Consider the following 21,433-nt stretch of genomic DNA (forward strand, 5'->3'; position numbering starts at 1 on the left):
CTCCGTTCCTATTCGAAAAGTTTCGAAGGCTACCCGGTAAGCGCGGTCGCTGATGAAATCCTTGACGGCGCCGAAGTTCGGCAATTACATTCTAGACAGCCGCTACACCTTTTCGAAATATTTCGAGCAACGAAGCAGAGGAACCTTATGCCCAACCCCACCGCAGGTGCACGCCTAAAGAATGCCGCATGACCGGCGCGAAGACTGCCCTCGTGGTCCGGGGCGGCTGGGAGGGCCACCAGCCCATCGAAGCCACAGAGCTTTTTATCCCCTTCCTGAAGGACAACGGCTACGGCGTCCGGGTTGAGGGGTCACCAAAGATATATGCAGATGCGGAATATATGACCACGGTGGACCTCATCGTCCAGTGCGTGACGATGTCCACCATCGAAAAGGATGAGTTCCAAGGCCTCCGCACCGCCGTTGAGAACGGCACCGGGCTGGCGGGCTGGCACGGCGGGATTGCGGACTCGTACAGGAATACTTCCGATTACCTGCACCTGATTGGCGGCCAGTTCGCCTGCCACCCCGGCAAACATCCGGACGAGCGGGCGGGCGGTCCGGCGGACAACTACGTCCCGTACACCGTCAACCTGCTCCCCGCCGCGGCCGACCACCCCATCACCACCGGCCTGGAGGACTTCCACCTCGTCACCGAGCAGTACTGGGTGCTGACCGACAGCTACGTCGACGTCCTCGCCGCCACCACGCAGAAGGCCCGGCCGTGGGATCCCTGGCACCGGGAAGTCGCCTCGCCCGCCATCTGGACCCGGCAGTGGGGCGGGGGCAGAATCTTCGTCTGCACCCCCGGACACAGCCTGGAAATCCTGCGGGACAGCAATGTCCGCACCATCATCGAAAGGGGTCTGTTGTGGGCCAGCCGCTAGACGGAACCAGTACTTTGAACGTAGGAGTCATAGGGTGTGGTGCCATCAGCGGCCAGTACCTGGCCAGCTTCGAGCGGCTCAGCACCATCCGGCTTATTGCGGTAGCGGACCTCGACCCGGCCCGCGCGCAGGCAGTAGCCGCGGCTCACGACGGCGTGCGGCACCTAAGCGTGGACGAACTCTTGGGGGACCCCGCCGTCAACCTTGTCCTGAACCTGACCATTCCCGCAGCCCACGCCGAGGTTGCCCTCGCAGCCATAGCAGCGGGCAAGAATGTGTACGGCGAGAAGCCGCTGGCGGCCACCAGGCAGCAGGCGCACCAGGTGCTGGACGCTGCGCGGAAAGCGGGCGTTGTGGTGGGCTGCGCCCCGGACACTGTCCTGGGCACCGGAATCCAAACAGCGCGCAAGGCGATCGATGACGGACTGATTGGCAAACCGGTGTCAGCCACCGCCGTCATGGCCACTCCCGGCCACGAACTCTGGCACCCCAACCCCGACTTCTACTACCAACCCGGCGGCGGTCCCTTGCTGGACATGGGCCCGTATTACATCAGCGCTCTGGTGACCCTGCTGGGGCCGGTGGTTTCCGTGACGGGCGCCGCCAGCCATACCCGGACCGGGCGCACCATCGGCTCCGGACCGCGGGCAGGTGAGATGATCCCCGTGGACGTGGATTCGCACGTGACCGGGACGCTGACGCACACGGAGGGTGCCATTTCCACCCTGGTGATGAGCTTCGACGCCGTCCGCACCAAGAGCCCCAACCTGGAGGTTCACGGCGAGCTCGGCTCACTGGTGGTGCCGGATCCCAACAGGTTCGACGGCGATGTCGAGCTTTACGCCCTTGGCGCTGCCGGATGGGAAGTGCTTCCCATGTCGGCCGGCTACGTCGACGCGGGACGCGGCGTCGGCATCGCCGACCTGGCAGGTACGCCGGCCGGAAGCGAGCCGCGCGCCGGTGGCGAGCTGGCCTTCCACGTTCTGGATGTTATGGAATCACTGCTGGAATCGGCCCGCGCAGGCGTTTGTGTTCCAGTGCGGAGCACAGCGTCCAGGCCTGCGCCGGTTCCGCTGACCGTGCTAGAGCATTCGGTCGCTGCGGGCAACGCGGTTCCGGCCCAGTGACTTTGCCGCGTACAAAGCGCCGTCAGCGGCGGCGATGAGCTCGTCCACGTCGGTTGTGCCGGCGTCGTACGTGGAAATTCCGTAACTGACCGTCGGCATCTCCATCTCCTCCGCGGTGGGTGCCGCCGCCAGGCGCTTGCTGATTTCCTCGGCGATCATTTCCGCCCGCTCCGCACTGGTGCCGGGCAGCAGGAGGACAAACTCCTCCCCGCCGTACCGTCCCACCAGGTCGGTGGACCGGACCGTGTCGGTGCAGGCCTCAGCGAAGGACTGCAGGGCGAGGTCACCGGCGGCGTGGCCGTAGGTGTCGTTGACGGACTTGAAGTGGTCCAGGTCGGCAAGGATGAGCGTGCCGGAGCCGCGGGTGATGGCCCGGTCTGCCAGCTGCTCGGCCGCCAGGTCCAGGAAGGCCTTCCGGTTGAGGAGCCCTGTGAGGTCGTCGCGGGAAGCCACAACCCGCAGGGCCCTTGTCTGCTGTTCGCTGCTGAGGGCGGCCATGCTGAACGAAACCACCACCAGCAGCACCATTGTCACCAACGTCGTAACGGCGGAGCCGAAGATGGTGACGAAGGTGGGGCCGCTCTGGCCCTCCACCAGGAAGGCAGCCCAGCGCAGCAGGTAGAAGACCGCTAGACCGCCGGCGGCCATGGCCATCGGGATCCGCACGCGTGAATATCCTGGTTCCAGGCGCCACAGCTCGCGGGATGCCAGGCCGATGGTCAGGCTCATGGATCCCAGGAACACCGGCCCCCCGGACCAGGTATTGGTTGCCGGGTTGTCGAGGACCGAGGCAACCAGGGTGGCCAGCGGAATGCCGGTGAAGGCCCACTTTGGGGGCGGGACCGTCCGCAGCGAACGCGCACCTGCCCACACCGCGATGCCGCCGTGGACGAGCAGCACGTTGCCAAGCGGGTTTGCCCATACCTGATGCGGGGTACGGTCCAGCAGGAAACACGCGGACCCGGAGAGGAAGAATACCAACGCCAGGCACCACCAGCCGCTGTACGGCGAGCGCGTGGTCCGGTAGGCGGAAAAGTAGAAAAGGAGGACAAGAACCAGGGCCATCAGGCCAAACGCGATTCTCAGGGTCGCGGTATCCAGAACCATGTAACCGTAGTCCCCTCGATGCCGAAGTCATGCCGACCCCAAGTATTGCACCGGGGCGGGAGCCTGTCAGGACATCCGCTTCGGCCGGTGCAGGGCCTAAGGTTGCGAGACAGCCCGCAGGACCACCCCGAAAGGCAAAACCCATGCTCCTTCTTTTTGGTTTCAAGACAGTGCTTAAGGCCCTCCCCGGCAAGGCGGCCACCTGCCAGTACTGCCGCTCGTTTGTCCACCACCACCTTGAGGAGCGGGCCACCAAGTTCACGCTCTTCTTCATCCCGGTGTTCACAACATCGCGGTCCTACCAGATCACGTGTACGAACTGCGGCTACGTTTCGAAAATTTCCGCGCGTGAGAAGCGGGCGCTGGAACTGCAGCGCTAGGAGGGGCCTGCACCTGCCTCGGGGTGGTGCGCCGTGGTGAACGTCGGCCGTGGTTCCCGTTTGTCCTACTGAGTTCGTACAGACTCTGGTGCAAACTGCCGCCCGCAGCTACAGTAGGACCGGATTGGCACCCCTAAACGGCGGTGCCGGCCAGCCGGAAGCCATAGGGCTCCGAAACGGAGGGACCTGATACCGGTCCCTGTGCAGGAAGGGAGGTGTTTCTGATGACTGTTACAGCCGTGCGCCCACAGCGCTCCGCAACCATCATCCAGACCCTTCCCCTGTACCGCACCGGCCCCGCCTGACCTCTCCGCGGAGCGCCGAACACAAGGCCGAAAACGGCCGGTGCGCAAGGGCATTCCCCCGAGGTATCACAGTGAACACAACTTCAGGCAGCGCCCTGGACAGCACCAACATCTCAAGCACCAACGCATCAAGCAGCGGCCCGCTCCTCTACGGCTACACCCCCGCCGTCGCCCGCCACTTTCAAAACCATCCCCTCCCTGACGCAACCGAACCGGGCAGGGTGGTCCGGGTGGACCGCAACCTTTTACTGGTGGTGGCCGGTCCAGACCTGCTGCACCTGCCCTACCCGCTGACAGGGAAAACGGCAGTCACCGGCGACTGGGTCTGGATCGGCCCCAACCGGGCCGGTGACCGCCAGATCCTGGGCGTCCTCCCGCGCCGCTCGGAACTCCGCCGCAAACGCGCATTCGAGGACTCCTCCGCCGCGCAGGTCCTGGCCGCGAACATGGACATGGTGGGCGTGGTGGTGCCTGTGGACCGGCCGCTCACGCACAACCGCCTGGAACGCACGCTCGTCGCGGCGTGGGACTCCGGCGCCACTCCCCTGGTGATCATCACCAAGGCGGACCTCGCAGAGGTGGCGGACGACGTCGTCGGCAAAGTCATACTGCAGGCGGCAGGCGTGGACGTGGTGACCACATCGGCGGAGAACGGCGACGGCATCGACGAGATGCTGGCACACATTCCGGCGGGCGGCACCATTGTCCTCCTTGGCCCGTCCGGCGCCGGGAAGTCCACGCTGATCAACGCCATGGTGGGCCGCGAAGTCCAGCACACCGGGGAGGTTCGGACCGGCGACTTCAAGGGGAAGCACACCACCACATCGCGGGAACTCGTGCCCCTGCCGAACGGGACGGTCCTGATGGACACGCCCGGCGTGCGGGGCTTCGGATTGTTCGACGCAGAGGACGGCATCGCCGAGATGTTCGGTGACGTTGAGGCGCTGGCCGGTCAGTGCAGGTTTGCGGACTGTGCCCACCAGAGCGAGCCCGGCTGCGCCGTGCAGGAGGCCATTGCCGACGGCGGGCTGGAGGAACGCCGCTGGCACAACTACCTGAAGCTGCAGCGCGAACTGGCCGCCCTGGCCCGCCGAAGCGACGCCGCGGCGCAGCGCGCCTACCAAAGGGAGTGGCACCAGAAGGTGGTGACGGCGGGGAAGTCCCAGCGGTGGGCCGAGCGTGAGACAGCTGAGCGGAAGGACCGGGCGGGCCGCAAGCGGCGCTGACGGGAGAAGGACCTAGGCTTTTTCAACCCACTTGGCGCGCCATTCCGGAGCCGGGAAGGCCTCGCTCCAGTAAGCCGTTTCCTGGGCGATCCTGCCGTCCCGGAATTCGAAGATGAACACCGTTTCGTACTGTGGTCCGCCGTAATCCAGCTTGGCCTCGGCGACCACCAGGTTCCCGGCACTCAGCAACCGGCGGGGAGTGATGGTGGGCAGTTGCGGGAAGGCGTTGTAAATTCCCCTGCGGTTGGCGGCCCCGCGCACGACCTCCCCGGACTGCGGCCAGTGCATCACCGCGTCGTCATGGAACAACTCGTCCATGACCTCGATCCGGCGGTCATTGATGCATGCGATCAGCCGGTTGACCACGTTTTCATTGGCGCTTGCTTCAGCCATGCTCCTGACCCGATCCCTGGAGGTCACTGCGTTTGTTCAGCGCTTTGAATTGTCCTCCTGAATGCGGGCCTGCACCAATGTTTTGTCCCAAACTCCCGGTCGCCCGGAAACCCGGCGGTTATAGTTCCGGGGCGTGCTCTTCGGGTAGCGCGCCCTCGTCCTCCGGGTGCCGCTGCAGGTTGAGCAACGCCAGCGCCAAGCCGCCCCAGACCGTGAGGATGGCGATGATCATCATAGTGATCGCTATCGGAGTCATCGTGCCGTCTCCGCCTCTTCCTCGTCCATTATGGATTGGTACTCCGGGTCAAGGTGAGCTTTGGATGTGCGGCTCCAGGGAATGAAGGTCAAGACCAGGGCCAGGACCACCAGCCCACCGGCCATGCCCCAGCCGAACAAGCCCACAAACCACTCGGGATAGCCCTCATAGGTGGTGGAGATCTTGCTGATGAATTCGTTGGACACCATGTAGATCAACGCAAGCGGCACCACGCCAGCCACCAGTACCATCCATGTCCGGCGCATCTTGATGGTTGATATGCCGTTAAGGTGGGCTGACAAGAGCGGCAGCTTGCGCAGGAACCAGGCCAGCACCACCACGGTCACCAGCGCGCCGAGCGTGATGCCGAAGCTGTTGACGAACGCATCAGAGGTGTCCAGGAGGTACAGGCCCGTTGCTGTGGGGAACAGTGCCAGCGACACTGCCCCAACCAGCACGCTGACCACCAGGGAAGCCTTGATGCGCCCCCAGCCGAGCTTGTCCTGCACAGCGGCGACGATAACCTCCAGCACTGAGATCAGCGATGTGACTCCGGCGAACACCAGGGATCCAAAGAACAGCACCCCCATGAGGGCTCCGAACGGCGCCTGCGAAACGATGGTGGGGAACGCAACGAATGCGAGGCCGATGCCCTGGGTCACCACGTCGTTGACCCCTGCGCCGGCGGCCTGTGCCATAAACCCCAGGGCGGCGAACACGCCGATGCCAGCCAGGATCTCGAAGCCCGAATTCGCGAAGGCAACCACCATGCCGGAACCGGTGAGGTCTGTCCTGCGCTTCAGGTAGGAGGAGTAGGTGACCATGATGCCGTAGCCCACGGAAAGTGAGAAGAAGATGTGGCCGTAGGCCGCAGCCCAGACGGACGGATCGGCCAGGGCGGACCAATCGGGGGTGAAGAACGCGTTCAACCCTTCTGCGGCACCCGGGAGGAACAACGATTGGACCACCAGAAGGACAAACATCACCACCAGCAGCGGGAGCAGGATCGAGTTTGCGCGCGAGATGCCCTTACGGATTCCGGCCACCATGATGATGATGACTGCGATCCAGATCAGCAGCAGCGGGAAGAAAACCGACGGCACATAGTTGAAACCGATGCCCGGTGCCTCGGCTACCTTGAGAAAGCTCCCGAAAAAGTAGCCCTCGGCGTCGTCGCCCCATGCTTCCGTGAAGGAAAAAATGGTGTACATCAGGGACCACGCGATGATCACCGCGTAATAGGTCGCGATAACAAAGCAGATCAGAACCTGCCACCACCCAAGCGGCTCGGCAACGCGGTGGAGCCTGCGGTAGGCCAGCGGAGCGGAGCCACGGAACTTATGGCCCACGGCGTAGTCGAGGAACAGCAGCGGGATGCCCGCCGTCAGCAATGCCACGAGGTAGGGGATAAGGAAGGCCCCGCCGCCGTTGTCATAGGCGATGTAGGGAAATCGCCAGATGTTACCAAGTCCCACCGCGGAGCCGATGGCGGAGAGGATGAAGAGCTTGCGCGAGGAGAAGGTTTCGCGCTTCGCTGGTGCGGCTCCGGGCGAGCCGGCGGCGGCGGCGTTGCTCATGCCGCCCCGCCCTCGACGTTTGCCGGGGCTTTAACGACGCCGCGCGCGCTGCGGCGGTATTCTGGCCGGTTCATGTGAAGCTCTCTCTCACGTAGAGGTGAATGTCCGGTGCAGTGGCTATTCGGGGACTTTACTGCGGATGCCTCCCCTCCGGGAAGTCCCCGTGCAAGTCCCGCCCCGGAAGGGGCGGCTGCGGGACTTGCGTCCTGCCCGGGTAGTAGGGTTCCGTCATGGACATCATCCTCGTACCCGGTTTCTGGTTGGACGCCTCATCCTGGGAGGAGGTGACGCCTGCCCTGGACGCCGCGGGCCACCGGACGCATCCGCTCACGCTTCCCGGCATGGAATCCGTCGATGCGAGCCGCGCCGGGATAGGTTTGCACGACCATATCAACGCGGTGGTGGCCACCCTAGATGCCCTGGAGGGCAAGGTTGTCCTCGTGGGGCACTCCGGCGGCGGGGCCATCATCCACGGCGCCCTGGATGCCCGTCCGAACCGCGTGGAACGCGCCATCTACGTGGACAGCGGCCCCCTTGGCGAAGGGGGCGTCATCAACGATGAACTGCCGGCCGACGGCGACGACGTGCCGCTTCCGCCGTGGGAGGGCTTCGAGGACGCCGACCTCGTGGATCTGGATGAAATGCTGCGCGAAGCCTTCCGGGCACGGGCCATCCCCCAGCCCAAAGGCGTGGCATCCGGCCAGCAGCACCTGAGCGACGAGCGCCGCTACGACGTCCCGGCCACCATCATCGCCTGCGAGTTTCCATCCGCCATGCTGAAGGAATGGATCGACGCCGGCCACCCCTTCGTTGCCGAACTCGCCCGGATGCGGGACGTAGAGTACGTGGATCTCCCCACCGGACACTGGCCCCAGTTCACCAAGCCGACGGAACTGGGTCAGGCCATCCTTTCGGCGGTGGAGCGGAGGCGGTAGCGCCCTGATCAGGGCCGGGCACGGCATCAGGTCCGGATGCTATGGTCTGCCGGCCATTCTGGTGTTGCCTTGTGTTCACAAGCAGCAGGCAAGCTCAGCGTGTTCCCAACACGCCCATTGCCTCCCCAGGAGAACTTGAATGTCGAATCCCGTTTCCCGCCGCAACTTCCTCGGAGCCGGCGCAAGCGCCGCTGCCCTGGGCTTCGCCTTCGCCGGTGCCGGCAGCCTCGCCCCCTTTGCCCGGCCCGCCAACGCCGCAACCCGCAATGCTTTCGGCTACGGAACGCTGGTTTCGGACCCCAAGGGCATCCTCGCCCTGCCGGAAGGCTTCTCCTACAAGCTTCTGGCACGCTCCGGACAGACGAAAACCGATGATGGCGCCCACCCCTCCGACCCTGACGGCATCGGCGTCTTTGACGGCCCCAACGGCGGCTCGGTCCTGATCTGCAACCACGAAAACAGCGGGAACGAACCCTTCCCCGTCCCCGCCGTCGAGGGCATCACGTATGACCCCGGCGCAAAGGGCGGCACATCCACCATCATCGTGGACGCCGACGGCAACCGCGTACGGCAGTACACCTCCGTTGCCGGTACCAACAACAACTGCGCCGGCGGCATCTCACCCTGGGGCACCTGGCTGACCTGCGAGGAGACGGAAGCGCGGGCAGGAACCGGCACCAACACCAAGGACCACGGCTACGTCTTTGAGGTGGACCCCGCAGGCTTCGAAGCGAACGTTGGCTTCTCCAACCTCCCGCTCAAGTTCCTGGGCCGCTACTCCCACGAGGCAGTCGCCGTTGATCCCGCCACCACGCAGATCTATCTCACCGAGGACGCCGGAAACCCCAACGGCCTTTACCTGCGCTGGACCCCGCCCGCAGGCTTCAAGCCCGGCAAGGGCAGCCTCCTCGCCCTCGCCCAGTCCGCCGGCGGCGACACCGCAGGCAGGCTGCAGGCCATGAAGGCCTTCCGTGGATCCACCCACATCAAGGACCTCTCGGAAGCCACAACGGTGGGCACCAAATACAAGGTGGAATGGGTGGACGTGCCGGACCGGGACGCCCGCACCACCTCCGTACGCAAGCAGTTCAGCAACGATGACATCACCCGCGCCCGCAAGCTTGAGGGCCAGTGGTGGGGTGACGGCGGCGCGTACTTCGTGTCCAGCTTCGCGCGCATTTCGGACGGCTCCGCCAACGAACACGACGGCCAGGTTTGGCACTACGACCCCGCCACCGAGTCCATAACGCTGAGCACCATCTTCGGCGTCAACCCGGACCCGGACCAGAACGGCGCCTACGACGGCCCTGACAACATCACGGTGGCACCCCAAGGCGGGCTGATTCTGGCAGAAGACGGCGACGGCGTCTCGCACCTTGTCGGCGTCACTGACCAGGGCATGTCCTACCCGTTGGCCCGGAACGAGTACAACGACTCGGAATTCTGCGGCCCGGCGTTCAGCAAGGACGGCAAGTGGCTCTTCGCCAACATCCAGTCGCCCGGCTTCACCCTCGCCATCACCGGGCCCTGGACCCGCCCGTCCAACGCCTCCACCAACGCCGCCCGCTAGGACACCGCGCAGGCTTGCAGCCCTGCTGGGGGCTGCAAGCCCGGAGCTCCGCCTCCGCCATCAGTAGCTCCCGCCGTCGTGATTGTCGCCCCACCGCTGTACACTCGAGGTATCGAACATATATTCGAATAAAGGTGTGTTGTGGGCGTTATTGTCGGTCCCCGTGTGATAGATGCGGGTCTCTCTTTGCAGTTGGCGTGGGTGTCCCCGGTGCCGGTGGCTGCCGGTTATCCCTCACCCGCCCAGGACTACTTTGACGGGCGGATAGACCTGAACGAACACCTGATCAAGGACATCACCAGCACCTTTGTCGTCCGGGTTACCGGTGACTCCATGGAGCGCGCCGGCATCAGCGACGGCGACGAACTGATTGTGAACCGGGCACTTGAACCCAAGGACGGCTGCGTGGTGATCGCCGTTCTGGACGGCGAGCTAACAGTGAAGCGGCTCCGCCTCACCGCCACCGGCGTGGTGCTGCAGGCCGAAAACCCCAAGTATCCGGACATCAAGGTTTCCGCGCTCAGTGAGCTGACCATCTGGGGTGTTGCCACCAGGTGCCTGCACCATGTGTGAGGGACACCCGTGACCCGGCCGGCGGTCATGCGGCAGCTGCCTGAGATCGCGCACGTCGATGTGAACTGCTTCTATGCCAGCGCCGAACGCGCCTTTGACCCCTCCCTCGAGGGAAAGCCGCTGATCGTCCTGTCCAACAACGACGGCTGCGCCGTCACCCGCTCCCCGGAGGCGAAGGCCCTCGGCATCGGAGTCGGCGAGCCCTGGTTCAAGCTCGCCCCGCGGGCCAAGGAATGGGGCCTGGTCGCGAAGTCGAGCAACTATGAACTGTATGGAGACATCAGCGCCCGCGTGATGGAACTGCTGGGCCGCTACTCCGCCTGGCTGGAGGTCTACAGCATTGACGAAGCCTTCCTGGGGGTCAAAGGCACACCGGAGCACCTGCTGCAGCTCGGCCGTACCATCAAGGCAGCCGTAGCCCGGAACGTAGGCGTTCCCGTCTGCGTGGGCATCGCCCGCACTAAGACCCTGGCCAAGCTGGCCAACAAGTGGGCCAAGCACAATCCCGCGTTTGGCGGCGTCTGCCGCTGGGATTCAGTGCCGCCCGACCAGCAGGAAGCGCTGATGGCCAGGCTCTCCGTGGTGGAGATCTGGGGTGTGGCGGCGCGGATCACCAAACGCCTCAATGCCATGGGCATCCGCTCCATCCTTGACCTCAAACGCGCGGACCCGGTCCGGATCCGCGAGCGCTTCTCGGTGGTGATGATGCGCACCGTGCTCGAGCTGCAAGGGACACCGTGCATTCCCATGGAGGAAACCCGGGTGGGCCGCGACCAGCTAATCTTTTCGCGCTCCTTCTCCACTCCCATCACCACGGCCCGCGACGTGCGGCAGGTCCTGAGCGTCTATGCCCAGATGGCCAGCGGCCGGCTCGCCAAGCACAACCTGCAGGCCAAGCTCCTCACGGCGTTCGCCGGGACATCCCATTTCAACGCGCAGGAAACGTCTTTTCCCTCCGTCTGCATCCGGCTTCCCATGCCGACGGCGGACCCCGTCATCCTTACCAAAGCCGCCCACGCGCTGCTGCCCGCCATCGTCGACGGCACCAGATATGCGCGCGCCGGCATCATGGTCACGGACCTGCGGCCCAGCGGCAACCAGAAGCCGCTGGAGCCCTTCGAGAACCCGCATGAGGAGCGGCACATCGGGCCGCTGCTGGAGGACATCACCCGCCGCTATGGCCGCGGCTCCATTGGCCTGGGCCACGCCGGGATCCGCGGCGGACCGGACTGGACCATGAAACGGGACATGCGCTCCCCCAGGTACACCACCCACTGGGACGAGCTACCGCTCGTCAAAGCAGCGTAGCTCCCGGGGGCAGCGTAACCCCGGAGCGAACCCCGGGGTTACGCTGCCCCGGTTTCCCTTACGCGTCGCCCTCCGCGCTGGCTGACTCCTCGATCAGCAGCGCCGTGCCCTGGTACGCCCCGAGCTCGATGAAGAAGCTGTGCAGGTCATCCACCTGCCCCACGGTCTGCTCAGTGAAGAGGTCCTGAACCTGGGCACCGGCCTGGAGGTGGGTGGAGTGGACGCTGCCCATGATGGTTTCGCCGGAAAAGTTCAGGACGGTTACCTGAATCTGCCCGGACGCGAGCCGGTGCACCATCACCAGCAGCCCCCGGTGGGAAACGTCCGGAACATCCAGGAGCAGGCTGGTGGCAATCCCCCACTCCTCACGCACCTTGAGGATTCGCTGGAGCCGCCGCGCGAAGGACCGGTCGTCCTTGAGCTGCTCCGGCAGGGGACCGTAGAGGCTGCGTGCCCGCGGCATCCCGGAAGCCGAGACGGTGGCTTCGGCGTTGGTGCCCATCAGGTCGTGGGCGCCCCGGTTGATCCACCGGGTATCGCCCTGGGAGGTGAGCTCCCTGACCTGGGCCCGGTCCAGGGTTGTCATGCCCATCATGTCCCAGCCGGAGAGCGCGAAAACTCCGGGCTGCAGCGCGTTGTACATGGCCAGCAGCAGGTGGGCTTCCCGCACCGTTTCGATCTGCTCGTCGGTCAGCGCGGAGATATCCTTGATGCCCAGCGCCGCAGTGATGACGCTGACTGTTGTGCAGGCAATGCCGTTGGTGGTGAACACGGCGTTGTACGGTCCGTTTTCGCCTGTGAGCGCGGTCCGAAGCGTGTCCTGGACGTGTTCAGTCAGCTCCGTGCCGGTCAGCTCGGCACCACCCAGCTGGTAAACATCGTCCTTGTGCCGGGTGGCGAAGTGCACCAGCTCGTAGGTCAGTTCATCGTGATTCTGCAGCGCGTGCACCAAGGACGCCTGGTCCACGCCGATCTCCATCGCCAGCTTCAGGGTGAGCCGCAGGAATTCCGTGTCCTGGGTGACCAGTGCGTAGTGGTAGCCGGGCCGGGTGATGAAGTCGTAGGACAGGTCCGGGCCGGTTTCCGAGGTTGCCTTGATGTCATCGATGGTGAGGTTGAGTTCCTGGAACGAGAACCCACCCACCTTGCGCACCATGCTGCCAATGAGCTGGTTGGCTGCCTCGGAGAGCGGATGCCCTTCGGACCAGCCGGGCTGTTCCTCGGCGCTCTTTTCCACGCCAAGGAAGCCGTTCGCATCCAGCCGCAGGGCACCGGTGCCCAGGTCCAGCAGCGAATGCAGGGCGTCACCCACCACCAGGCGCATGCCCGAGAAGGTTGGGTCCAGCCAGTTGATGGAGGGCTGCCCTGCCTTGAAGTAGTGCAGGTATACCCAGCGGCGCTTCTGGCCGGTGGTGTCCACGATGGCGCGAGTGGCGCTCCAGTTGGTTTCCTTCACGCCGGGTTCGTAGAAGATAACCCGCTGCAGCTTGCCGATGATGTACCCGGCCTTTTGCAGGGCCTGCTCGGCGTCGGGGCTGATGTTGACCGAGTCCTCGCCCGGCGGAACATCCGGCAGCAGGTGCCAGTCTGATTCCGGGATGTCGATCATGTGGTAAATGCCGGGGTAATCCCGGTAATTCATCTCGGCGAGGCGGAAGTCCGCGCCCTTGCCGGTGTGCCCGGGGACGATGTCATCGATGATGGTGCCGTCGTGTTCGCCCGCGACCTCGCACATCCGGCGGAACTCGTCTTCCGAGCCGAACAGCGGGTCGATGGCCATGCTAATGCGGTCGAAGTGGCCGTCCACGCTGGGCGTTTCGGCCCACCCCTGCAACCCACCGGCCCTTTTCACCGGGCCCGTGTGGATTGCACGGATGCCGATTTCGCGGAACGTCTTCCAGAGCTCCGGGTCGCCGAGCGCCCCCAGGAAGGATTGTCCCGGCGTCGTCATAAAGGACAGCGGGTAGGCAGTAAACCATACCGAGGCGCGTTCGACGGCGGCCCGCGGGTTGGGGTGCGCGTAGGAGTGCTGCCACATGCTCGCCTGCCCTGACAGCTGACGCGCAAGGACATTCGCGTCGCCGAGCATGGCCTGGTTCCGCAGCCACTCCACGTAGGTTTTGTTGAGCCCGTCCAGTTCCAGTGACGGCGCGTTGGCGAAGTACTGCCTGCGGCGCGCCACGGGGCGCAGCGCTTTGGGCCGTGCCGGATAGAACTGCTCGTCGAAGGTAATTTCCGGCGCTTCCGGGGCCTCCATGAGCTCTGCAGCTTCCGCTGCCTCCGCTTCAGTCACACCGCCGGTTTCCTCCGCTAGCTCTGCTGCATCCCCCTCAGAGACGCTGGCAGTAGCTTTTCCCAGTTCAGACACTGAGTTCCTCCCTCAACTTGACTGCATTCCACTCTGCCATGATTCAACCGCTGGCCGAACGGCGCCGGGCGGTGAATTTCCGGTGAGTAGTGGCTCAGGATGCCCGTACCCGGGAAAGCCTGGAGAAATGCACCCCATGCGGGGGAACCTCGAAGTTCTGTCTTGAGGCACGTCTGCACGCGTGGAACCGCCTTGACATGTGAATTGTGAGCGCTGACAGTGGATTGAGCCGCCACCCATCCCCCATCGGAAAGCTGATGCATTGAAGAACTGGGCAGGAAACCTCGAGTACTCCTCCGCCACCGTCGAACGGCCGGAGTCGGTGGCGGAACTGGCACGGATGGTGGAGCGGGCGGCCCGGGTTAAGGCCCTGGGATCACGCCACTCCTTCAACCGCGTGGGGGACACCGACGGCGTACATGTGCTGCTCGACGCCCTGCCCCAGCACATTGCCCTGAATCCGGAAAACAGCACCGTGAGGGTCAGTGGAGGTGTCAGCTACGGTGCCCTGTGCCGAACCCTTGAGCAGTCTGGTTACGCGATTCACAACCTGGCCTCGCTGCCACACATCTCGGTGGCAGGTGCGGTGCAGACGGGAACCCACGGCTCCGGGGTCAACAACCCCTCGCTGGCCGACGCGGTGCAGTCCATAGACCTGGTCCGGCCATCGGGCGAATCCGTCACGCTCACCCGGGCGGACGGCGACGAGTTCCTGGCCAGCGTGGTGGGCCTGGGTGCCCTGGGGATCATTACCGGCCTCGAACTGGCAGTCCAGCCCAGCTTCCAGATGCGCCAGCGCGTCCTGGAGAACCTGCCGTGGGACCGGGCGCTGGCAAACTTTCCGGAACTCATCTCCAGTGCCTACAGCGTGAGTCTTTTTACGGATTATGCCGGCGACGCCATCAGCCAGGTGTGGCTCAAGGCGCTGGACTCGGAGCCTCCGCGGACCGAACTGTTCGGTGCAACGGCGGCACTGCTCCCCAGGCACCCCCTGCCCGGCATGTCCGCCGAGAACTGCACCATCCAGCTTGATGAGCCGGGGCAGTGGCTGGACCGGTTGCCGCACTTCCGGCACGAGTTCACCCCCAGCAAGGGCGAAGAACTGCAGAGTGAATTCATCCTGCCGCTGGAGCACGCGCCGGCAGCACTGCGAGCGGTCCGCGGCCTTGCAGACAAGCTGGCGCCGCTGCTGTTTGTCTCGGAAGTCCGCACGGGAGCCGCGGACGAGTTCTGGCTGAGCCCTTTCCACCAGCAACAAAGTGTTGCGCTGCACTTCACCTGGAAGCCGCTGCAGCCCGAAGTGGAAGCCCTCCTTCCGGATCTGGAGGACCTGCTCCGGCCCTTCGGTGCCCGGCCGCACTGGGGCAAGCTGTTCTCCCCGGGTGGCCACGACTGGGAGTCGCTGTATCCCCGCTTCGCCGGCTTCCGGTCATTGGCCTCGGCGCACGATCCCGAGGGCAAGTTCCGCAACGGGCTGCTGGACACCATCCTCGGCGTCCCGGCGGCGAGCGCGCGCTGACGGAGCTGAGTTTCCAGGTTCGCATGGGCGGCGGGCCGCAGACCGCAGCGTCCGACGGCGGGTGGCCACCCGCCGTCGGACGCTTCAGGTGGTCACTGGTCCTGCCAGCCGGCCGGCGGGGGCGCGTCCAGGAACGTAGTGACAACGTCCTGCACCAGCCCGGTCCTGGACAGCCCAAAGAAGTGCGTCGTGCCCGGAAAAACCGCCAGTTGCGAGGCGGGCACGCCGTCAAAGTCTCCGTTCACGTCACCCCCGCGCAGCTGCAGGAACCGCACAACATGCTCGAGCTTGACCATGTCGCAATCACCCACCGTGATAAGCGTCGGAGCGGCTATGCCGCGAATCTCCTCATCACTCCATCCGCCGGCGCCGGCATCGTAGCCGCCCAGTTTGTCCAGCAGCCCCTGCAGGTGCTCGAGGTCCGGATGCGGCGAAACAGCCAGGTAGCGCTGTTCCATCGGGGTGCCGGCGATCATATCGACAGTCATGGCGGCGACCGCTTCGGCATTTCCACCGCGGTCACCGTCGGGCCGGAACGATACCGACGAAACGATGAGCTTGCGGACAAGTTCCGGATGATTGACCGCCAATTGCAGCGCGACCGCACCTCCAACACTGAAGCCGAAAACATCAACCTTGCGGACCTCCAGGTGTTCAAGGAGTCCGACGACATCGGCCGCAAGGTCGCGGGTGTTCAGCGGACGGTCGATGTCATTCGTTCGGCCGTGACCCTGAAAGTCTGTGGCGATGACCCTGCGGCCTTCCGACAGGCCCGGGAGCAACGCGCCAAACTGCTGTTCAATGTCGAACAGTCCGCCATGCAGAAGCAGCAACGGCGTACCGCCCGCGCCATGCAGTTCGTAGTACATCTGCAGTCCGTTGACGGGGGCATACCCTGTTTCGGGGGCTGCCGCGGCCTCCTCAGACATCTGATGGTCCTCCATCTGTTTTCGGGCCATCCTAGTCCGGCTGGCGGTGCCGGCGGCAGGTGCGTTCGACGGCGACGGCGGAAGTAACCTCAGCCCGCACCCTCCACGCGGCGAAACCGGATGCGTGCCCCGATGGGCACCTGCCCCGCGAGGTCCAGCTGGTGGTCCACCACGACACCGATGACGGGGTATCCGCCGCTGACAGGGTGGTCGGCGAGGAACAGGACCGGCATTCCCTCAGGTGGAACCTGGAGTGCGCCGGTCATCGTGCCTTCGCTGGGAAGCTCCCCCTCCCGGCTCCGCTGAAGAGCTTTGCCCGCGAGGCGCATCCCTACCCGGTTGGACCGGGGAGTGACCTCCCATTCCTGGCTGTAGAACGATTCCACCTCTGCGGCGTCGAACCAGTCCTCGCGCGGCCCCGGCACCACGTCCAGCACCGTCACTCCCTGGCCTGGAAAGTCGGGCTGCAGCTCCGGACTGCTGACTACCTGTGACACCGTGGCGTCACCCGCATACAGGACATCTCCTGCCGCCAGCGGAGCGGGTCCCAGCCCAGACAAAGTGTCGGTGGAGCAGCTGCCCAGCACCTCCTCCGCCGCCACACCGCCCCGGACGGCGAGGTAGCTGCGGAAGCCCCGCTGCGGCGCACCAACGGTCAACACCTCGCCGTCAAGCAGTGCAAACGGCTCCGCTGAGGGTATATTCCTCTCGAGGTATGCATCCGCGTCCTCCGAGTCCTCGTCTGCCTGCCGCAGAGCCAGCTCCCCCGGCGCTCCAGTGACAGCGAGGATTTGGTCGCCCACAGCCTGCACCGTCAGACCTCCTGCTACGGTCTCGACGGCGGCGGCCGACGGCGGATTGCCCACCAGCCGGTTCGCGCGGCGCAGGGCCGAACGGTCCAGGGCTCCGGCCGCGCCCACTCCCAAACCGGTGTGCCCGGGTCTGCCGAGGTCCTGGATTAGGCTCTGCAGCCCCGGCGACAGAATGCGCAACCCCGACGGGACGGCCGGCACATCAGCTTCATTGGCATGGGCAGCCGGAGCCGCCACCTCAACCAGTTCCCGGACGGGCCGGAACTGGACCCGGTCCCCGGGGGCAGCGAGCGCCGGCTGTTCCCTGCCGAGGTCCCACATACGCGCAGCCGTGCGGCCGATCAGCTGCCACCCGCCGGGGGATTGCCGCGGATAAACAGCCGAGTAATTGCCGGCGAGCGCCACAGAACCGGCCGGAACAACCGTCCGGGGCGAGGAGCGCCGCGGAACGTCAAGCACCTGATTCTCGCCCACCATGTATCCGAAGCCGGGCGCGAACCCACCAAAGGCCACTGTCCACACCTGTCCGGTGTGCGCCGCGACCACTCCGTCCGGGCCCAGTCCCGTCAGCCGCCCCACCTCGGCGAGGTCTTCGCCATCGTACACGGCGTCAATGGTCACCAGGCTGCCCTCCGCCCGGACCTGGACCGTCAGGTCCATGGCGAGCAGGAGCTCCGGCATGGCGCGCGCCGAGCGTGGTGAGTCTGCCATGACCAGCACCGTTTCGGCGGCCGCCAGGACATCCACCTGGCCTGGCAGCGGCTGTTTCAGCAGCAATGCCTGCAGGGCCAGCACATCCGGAAGCCCGGACAGCTCGGCGAGAACCGCCGTCGTGCCCACCGCGCGGACCGAGAGCACCTTGGGCGCCGTTGACGGATCGGGGGATGCCGGCGTACCGGGAGCAGGCGGCGTAGTCTCCATAGGAACCTCATGGTACGCGGGACGTCAATGGTGGTGGATTGTTAGGCTGGAGCCATGAACCGCCGCCCTGCCGCCCTGTCCACTGTCCCCCTGTTGCTGCTGCTCGCCGGCTGCGGCGCCGTAGAGGAGGCCGCCGGGAATGCTGCCAGCGATGCAGCCTCGAAGGTGGCCACCGCTGCCGCCGACGAAGTAAACCGGCAAATCTGTGCGGTAATCCAGGACGGCGTGGTGAGCGCTGAGGACAAGCGGGTGCTCGGCGGCCTGGTGTCAGCCGCCCGTACTGCCGGCGTGCCCGCAGAGATTACGACGCCGCTGGGACAGATTGCGGAGGCCGGAGACCAGGTGCCGGCCGAGTCCGTCCAGGCCCTGAAGGATGCCTGCGCAGCCTAGGCGCGGGCCCCATTCCTTATTCCCCTTTTAGCCGCCGCGTCCTGGTGCTGCGGTGAACTGCCGCCTTCGCTCGATCATCCTTCGTGCGGCTGGTCCAGCCCGCGCAACCCAGTTCCGCGGCCGCCATGGGTGCGGCGCGCACTCCTATGGTCAGGAGCAACAAACGGGACCACCTCAGTGTCCCGGCTGGGCGGCAGGGCACGGATAAATTTGGACAGTTCCTCCCGCAGGACCGTCCAGGAAATATCCGGATCATCCGGGTAGGCATCAATTTCCGCCTGCCGTGCGGCCTCGAGGGCTGCCTTGCCTGCCTGGGTGAGCTCTACCTTAAATTGCCTGCGATCCGCCGCGTGGCGGTTCCTGCTTACATGCCCGGAAGCTTCGAGCCGGGTGAGTACCCGGCCCAGGGTCTGGCTCTGTACCCGGACCACATCCGCGAGTTGCTCCTGGTTCAGTGGTCCGGCTGCCAGCCCTTCGAGCGCTATAACGGCGGCCCGGGTCAGACCCAGGGGCGCCAGAGCATCATCCTGACGCCGCTGGACCAGACGCGCCGCCAGTGTAATCAGGCGGTAGCTGTTCCGGGCATCCGGATCGAGATTGCTGGTCATCGGCCGCGGCCTTCCTGTAGGTGGCGAAGTGCGGGTGTCGTCACCCCTTCATGCGTCGCTACCTACCTACAATAAGCATGCTTAGCATCCGATTCGCAAGTAGGCTTACTATCGCGCTGGCCAGCAGGGCCATATGACAGCCGCCCAAACGCGCCCCCTTGCAATTCAAATGGCAAGTGTGCTTAGTATCTAAGTAGTAACCATGCTTACTAACTACAGCAAGCACTGCTGGTTCTTGAGCGCCAGCTGACCCTTCTACGAAAGAGAGCATGATGACAGAGAACCAATGGCCCCAGACGCCCAACCCTGCTATCTCGGACCCTTACGCTTCAGAGGTTGGCACTGACGACACCTTCGCCACTTCGGGCTCAGCCGATTCCGGCGCCGGCTCCAAGAAGCAGGCTGCCAAGGAAGAGGCTTCGAACGTGGCCGGCCAGGCCGCCTCCGCAGCCCAGGGCGTAGCCCAGACGGCCAAGGAAGAAGTAGCCCACGTCGCCTCAGAGGCCAAGTCCAGTGCGCAGGATCTGCTGTCCCAGGCAAAGTCCGGGCTTTCCAGCCAGGCCGGCACCCAGCAGCAGAAGGCCGCTGAAGGCATCCGGACCATCTCCAGCCAGCTGCAGAGCATGGCCGACGCCCCGGATCAGCAGGGCATCGCCAGTGACCTGATCCGCCAGGCTGCCGACCGCACCTCATCCATCGCTTCCTGGATCGAAAACAAGGATGCGGGCTCGCTGCTGAACGAGGTCCAGACCTTCGCCCGCAACAAGCCGGGGACCTTCCTCCTGCTCGCAGCAGGCGCCGGTATCCTCGCAGGCCGCCTTACCCGCGGCCTCACGGCAGGCGCCACTGGATCCCAGGGCGGAGACGCGCAGTCCTACCCGGCCCAGCGTCCGGTCGTGGCCCCGCAGGCAGCGCCGCTCCGCCAGGAGACGGTGTTTGCAGCAGGAAGCGACGCAGACCTGTACGCCGAGCCCGTTGTAGGCGCCGGAGCTCCCGTCTCCACAGCATCACTGCCCTCCGGCACCGCAGAAGACACCCCCCTGCGGTTCGAGGATGACCCCTACGAATCGAAGGAAGGACGCCACCTGTGAGTAGTTCCATTCCGGAGCCGGCTCCGACTGCCGCGCATGTGAAGGCGGACAACGCGTCCCTGGGTGAGTTGCTCGGTGATGTCACCCGCGACCTGTCCACCCTGATGCGCCAGGAAGTCGAACTGGCCAAGGCCGAAGCGAAGCAGTCCGCCACCAAGGCAGGCAAAGGCGGCGGGATGCTCGCCGGCGCCGGCGTCGCCGGGCACTTCGTCCTGGTGTTCCTTTCCCTGGGCCTGATGTTCGCCCTGGGCGCCCTGATGCCCCTGGGCTGGGCCGCCGTCATCGTCGCCGTGATCTGGGGCATCATCGCCGCGGTCCTGGCCTCGATGGGCAAGAAGGAACTCAAGCAGATCAAGGGCATGCCCCAGACCAGTGAGACACTCTCCGAGATTCCCCCAACTCTAAAACCAGGTGAGGTAAACCGATGAGCGATAACCCGGATGCAATCCGCCAGGACATTGAAGAAACCCGTGCACGCCTGGGCACCAATGTGGACGCGGTCGCCGACAAAGTCACCCCCTCCAACATCGTCCACCGCCAAACCGACAAGGTAAAAGACGCTGTCGTCGGGGTCAAGGAGAAAATCATGGGAGCAGCAGACTCAGCCAGCAGCACCGTCCAGGACAAGGCCCACGCAGCGGCTTCGACCGTCCAGGGCAAGGCCCATTCCGGCGCCGGCCACACCGGGAACGCCCTGCACAGCACCGGCGACTCCCTGCACGGGGCCAAGGACAACGTCGCCACCAAACTCAGCGACGCCGGCACCGCGATCTCGCACGCACCGGACCAGGTCAAAGCCAAAACCCAGGGCAACCCCCTGGCCGCCGGCCTGATCGCGTTCGGCGCCGGGATGCTCGTCTCGTCCCTGATCCCGGCCAGCCAGAAGGAACGCGAAGCAGCCCAGCAGCTCAAAACAGCCGCCGAGCCGCTCGCCACCCAGGTCACCGACGCCGCCAAGGACATGGTCCAGGACCTGAAGGAACCAGCCCAGGAAGCCATGGAAAGCGTCAAGGCCACCGCCGCTGACGCCGCCCAGAACGTCAAAGCCGAAGGCCAAGGCGCCGTCACCGACGTCAAAGACCGCGCCACCGACGCCAAAACCAACGTTCAAAACACCTAAGAACGTTTAGGAACAAGAAAGGCCGGCTCCG

Annotated in this window: 21 protein-coding genes; 13 read left to right on the plus strand and 8 right to left on the minus strand. The window is 65.2% G+C overall.

The features are described from left to right. The first annotated feature begins 188 nt into the window (after nt 1-188). Nucleotides 189-887 carry a ThuA domain-containing protein gene (locus CXQ88_RS18515; protein ID WP_104045595.1) on the plus strand — a complete coding sequence of 233 codons (699 nt, stop codon included), beginning with the start codon at nt 189-191 and terminating at the stop codon, nt 885-887. Next, complete coding sequence (locus CXQ88_RS18520) at nt 872-2,014, plus strand: Gfo/Idh/MocA family protein (RefSeq protein ID WP_104045596.1); 1,143 nt, start codon at nt 872-874, stop codon at nt 2,012-2,014. The genes CXQ88_RS18515 and CXQ88_RS18520 overlap by 16 nt, the downstream gene beginning before the upstream one ends. Here the strand turns inward: CXQ88_RS18520 and CXQ88_RS18525 are convergent. Then, entirely contained in the window at nt 1,970-3,121 is a 1,152-nt protein-coding gene (locus tag CXQ88_RS18525) for a GGDEF domain-containing protein (RefSeq protein WP_104045597.1), read from the minus strand. The genes CXQ88_RS18520 and CXQ88_RS18525 overlap by 45 nt on opposite strands. A gap of 143 nt (nt 3,122-3,264) precedes the next feature. Here CXQ88_RS18525 and CXQ88_RS18530 point away from each other — a divergent pair, with 143 nt between their 5' ends. Then, a complete protein-coding gene (locus tag CXQ88_RS18530) occupies nt 3,265-3,501 on the plus strand; it encodes a zinc-ribbon domain-containing protein (RefSeq protein WP_104045598.1) in 237 nt (78 codons plus the stop codon). A gap of 376 nt (nt 3,502-3,877) precedes the next feature. Further along, nucleotides 3,878-5,032 carry a ribosome small subunit-dependent GTPase A gene (rsgA, locus tag CXQ88_RS18535; protein WP_104045599.1) on the plus strand — a complete coding sequence of 385 codons (1,155 nt, stop codon included), beginning with the start codon at nt 3,878-3,880 and terminating at the stop codon, nt 5,030-5,032. A gap of 12 nt (nt 5,033-5,044) precedes the next feature. Here rsgA and CXQ88_RS18540 read toward each other — a convergent pair whose 3' ends face one another. From CXQ88_RS18540 to CXQ88_RS18550, 3 genes are all read right to left on the minus strand, one after another. Further along, nucleotides 5,045-5,425 carry a nuclear transport factor 2 family protein gene (locus tag CXQ88_RS18540; RefSeq protein ID WP_104045600.1) on the minus strand — a complete coding sequence of 127 codons (381 nt, stop codon included), beginning with the start codon at nt 5,423-5,425 and terminating at the stop codon, nt 5,045-5,047. Between the two features lie 118 nt (nt 5,426-5,543). Further along, nucleotides 5,544-5,681 carry a methionine/alanine import family NSS transporter small subunit gene (locus CXQ88_RS18545; RefSeq protein ID WP_104045601.1) on the minus strand — a complete coding sequence of 46 codons (138 nt, stop codon included), beginning with the start codon at nt 5,679-5,681 and terminating at the stop codon, nt 5,544-5,546. Then, on the minus strand, nt 5,678-7,258 hold the full coding sequence (locus tag CXQ88_RS18550; protein WP_104045602.1) for a sodium-dependent transporter: 1,581 nt from the start codon (nt 7,256-7,258) through the stop codon (nt 5,678-5,680). The genes CXQ88_RS18545 and CXQ88_RS18550 overlap by 4 nt, the downstream gene beginning before the upstream one ends. 230 nt (nt 7,259-7,488) lie before the next feature. Here CXQ88_RS18550 and CXQ88_RS18555 point away from each other — a divergent pair, with 230 nt between their 5' ends. From CXQ88_RS18555 to CXQ88_RS18570, 4 genes are all read left to right on the plus strand, one after another. After that, the gene (locus tag CXQ88_RS18555) at nt 7,489-8,193 is read left to right on the plus strand and encodes an alpha/beta fold hydrolase (RefSeq protein ID WP_104045603.1); all 705 of its coding nucleotides are present in this window, start codon (nt 7,489-7,491) and stop codon (nt 8,191-8,193) included. 139 nt (nt 8,194-8,332) lie between these two features. Beyond that, nucleotides 8,333-9,763: an alkaline phosphatase PhoX gene (locus CXQ88_RS18560; RefSeq protein ID WP_104045604.1), complete on the plus strand. Its 1,431-nt coding sequence runs from the start codon at nt 8,333-8,335 to the stop codon at nt 9,761-9,763. 141 nt (nt 9,764-9,904) lie between these two features. After that, entirely contained in the window at nt 9,905-10,336 is a 432-nt protein-coding gene (locus tag CXQ88_RS18565) for a LexA family protein (protein ID WP_104045605.1), read from the plus strand. A gap of 27 nt (nt 10,337-10,363) precedes the next feature. Continuing rightward, nucleotides 10,364-11,644, plus strand: coding sequence for a Y-family DNA polymerase (locus CXQ88_RS18570; protein ID WP_181037603.1), 1,281 nt, complete (start codon nt 10,364-10,366; stop codon nt 11,642-11,644). A gap of 58 nt (nt 11,645-11,702) precedes the next feature. On the opposite strand, the gene treS is transcribed toward CXQ88_RS18570, so the two are convergent. Beyond that, nucleotides 11,703-13,901 carry a maltose alpha-D-glucosyltransferase gene (treS, locus tag CXQ88_RS18575; protein WP_104045625.1) on the minus strand — a complete coding sequence of 733 codons (2,199 nt, stop codon included), beginning with the start codon at nt 13,899-13,901 and terminating at the stop codon, nt 11,703-11,705. Between the two features lie 373 nt (nt 13,902-14,274). On the opposite strand from treS, the gene CXQ88_RS18580 reads away from it, so the two are divergent. Continuing rightward, nucleotides 14,275-15,531: a D-arabinono-1,4-lactone oxidase gene (locus tag CXQ88_RS18580; protein ID WP_104045606.1), complete on the plus strand. Its 1,257-nt coding sequence runs from the start codon at nt 14,275-14,277 to the stop codon at nt 15,529-15,531. A 92-nt stretch (nt 15,532-15,623) separates the two neighbouring features. Here CXQ88_RS18580 and CXQ88_RS18585 read toward each other — a convergent pair whose 3' ends face one another. After that, nucleotides 15,624-16,460 carry an alpha/beta fold hydrolase gene (locus tag CXQ88_RS18585; RefSeq protein WP_104045607.1) on the minus strand — a complete coding sequence of 279 codons (837 nt, stop codon included), beginning with the start codon at nt 16,458-16,460 and terminating at the stop codon, nt 15,624-15,626. Between the two features lie 89 nt (nt 16,461-16,549). After that, nucleotides 16,550-18,193: a 5-oxoprolinase/urea amidolyase family protein gene (locus CXQ88_RS18590; protein ID WP_104045608.1), complete on the minus strand. Its 1,644-nt coding sequence runs from the start codon at nt 18,191-18,193 to the stop codon at nt 16,550-16,552. 54 nt (nt 18,194-18,247) lie between these two features. On the opposite strand from CXQ88_RS18590, the gene CXQ88_RS18595 reads away from it, so the two are divergent. Beyond that, nucleotides 18,248-18,583, plus strand: a complete 336-nt coding sequence (locus tag CXQ88_RS18595) for a hypothetical protein (RefSeq protein ID WP_104045609.1) — start codon at nt 18,248-18,250, stop codon at nt 18,581-18,583. 74 nt (nt 18,584-18,657) lie between these two features. On the opposite strand, the gene CXQ88_RS18600 is transcribed toward CXQ88_RS18595, so the two are convergent. Continuing rightward, nucleotides 18,658-19,191 carry a MarR family winged helix-turn-helix transcriptional regulator gene (locus CXQ88_RS18600; RefSeq protein ID WP_104045610.1) on the minus strand — a complete coding sequence of 178 codons (534 nt, stop codon included), beginning with the start codon at nt 19,189-19,191 and terminating at the stop codon, nt 18,658-18,660. 272 nt (nt 19,192-19,463) lie between these two features. Here CXQ88_RS18600 and CXQ88_RS18605 point away from each other — a divergent pair, with 272 nt between their 5' ends. Genes CXQ88_RS18605 through CXQ88_RS18615 form a run of 3 tightly spaced genes read left to right on the plus strand, consistent with a single transcriptional unit; the run spans nt 19,464 to nt 21,402 of the window. After that, entirely contained in the window at nt 19,464-20,282 is an 819-nt protein-coding gene (locus CXQ88_RS18605) for a hypothetical protein (protein WP_104045626.1), read from the plus strand. Further along, nucleotides 20,279-20,710, plus strand: coding sequence for a phage holin family protein (locus tag CXQ88_RS18610; RefSeq protein ID WP_104045611.1), 432 nt, complete (start codon nt 20,279-20,281; stop codon nt 20,708-20,710). Before CXQ88_RS18605 ends, CXQ88_RS18610 begins: the two co-directional genes overlap by 4 nt. Continuing rightward, the gene (locus CXQ88_RS18615) at nt 20,707-21,402 is read left to right on the plus strand and encodes a DUF3618 domain-containing protein (protein WP_104045612.1); all 696 of its coding nucleotides are present in this window, start codon (nt 20,707-20,709) and stop codon (nt 21,400-21,402) included. The genes CXQ88_RS18610 and CXQ88_RS18615 overlap by 4 nt, the downstream gene beginning before the upstream one ends. Nucleotides 21,403-21,433 lie beyond the last annotated feature (31 nt).

It is taken from the genome of Arthrobacter sp. ZGTC412 (assembly GCF_002929215.1).
Classification (GTDB): Bacteria; Actinomycetota; Actinomycetes; order Actinomycetales; family Micrococcaceae; genus Arthrobacter.

What these genes read in the sequence shown, in the direction of transcription:
- CXQ88_RS18530 (WP_104045598.1), top strand. Translation starts at nt 3,265, where the DNA reads ATGCTCCTTCTTTTTGGTTTCAAGACAGTGCTTAAGGCCCTCCCCGGC.
- CXQ88_RS18545 (WP_104045601.1), bottom strand. Translation starts at nt 5,681, where the DNA reads ATGACTCCGATAGCGATCACTATGATGATCATCGCCATCCTCACGGTC.
- CXQ88_RS18540 (WP_104045600.1), bottom strand. Translation starts at nt 5,425, where the DNA reads ATGGCTGAAGCAAGCGCCAATGAAAACGTGGTCAACCGGCTGATCGCA.
- CXQ88_RS18515 (WP_104045595.1), top strand. Translation starts at nt 189, where the DNA reads ATGACCGGCGCGAAGACTGCCCTCGTGGTCCGGGGCGGCTGGGAGGGC.
- CXQ88_RS18585 (WP_104045607.1), bottom strand. Translation starts at nt 16,460, where the DNA reads ATGTCTGAGGAGGCCGCGGCAGCCCCCGAAACAGGGTATGCCCCCGTC.
- CXQ88_RS18525 (WP_104045597.1), bottom strand. Translation starts at nt 3,121, where the DNA reads ATGGTTCTGGATACCGCGACCCTGAGAATCGCGTTTGGCCTGATGGCC.
- CXQ88_RS18600 (WP_104045610.1), bottom strand. Translation starts at nt 19,191, where the DNA reads ATGACCAGCAATCTCGATCCGGATGCCCGGAACAGCTACCGCCTGATT.
- treS (WP_104045625.1), bottom strand. Translation starts at nt 13,901, where the DNA reads ATGGAGGCCCCGGAAGCGCCGGAAATTACCTTCGACGAGCAGTTCTAT.
- CXQ88_RS18605 (WP_104045626.1), top strand. Translation starts at nt 19,464, where the DNA reads ATGACAGAGAACCAATGGCCCCAGACGCCCAACCCTGCTATCTCGGAC.
- CXQ88_RS18595 (WP_104045609.1), top strand. Translation starts at nt 18,248, where the DNA reads ATGAACCGCCGCCCTGCCGCCCTGTCCACTGTCCCCCTGTTGCTGCTG.
- CXQ88_RS18550 (WP_104045602.1), bottom strand. Translation starts at nt 7,258, where the DNA reads ATGAGCAACGCCGCCGCCGCCGGCTCGCCCGGAGCCGCACCAGCGAAG.
- CXQ88_RS18590 (WP_104045608.1), bottom strand. Translation starts at nt 18,193, where the DNA reads ATGGAGACTACGCCGCCTGCTCCCGGTACGCCGGCATCCCCCGATCCG.
- CXQ88_RS18560 (WP_104045604.1), top strand. Translation starts at nt 8,333, where the DNA reads ATGTCGAATCCCGTTTCCCGCCGCAACTTCCTCGGAGCCGGCGCAAGC.
- CXQ88_RS18615 (WP_104045612.1), top strand. Translation starts at nt 20,707, where the DNA reads ATGAGCGATAACCCGGATGCAATCCGCCAGGACATTGAAGAAACCCGT.
- CXQ88_RS18555 (WP_104045603.1), top strand. Translation starts at nt 7,489, where the DNA reads ATGGACATCATCCTCGTACCCGGTTTCTGGTTGGACGCCTCATCCTGG.
- CXQ88_RS18570 (WP_181037603.1), top strand. Translation starts at nt 10,364, where the DNA reads ATGCGGCAGCTGCCTGAGATCGCGCACGTCGATGTGAACTGCTTCTAT.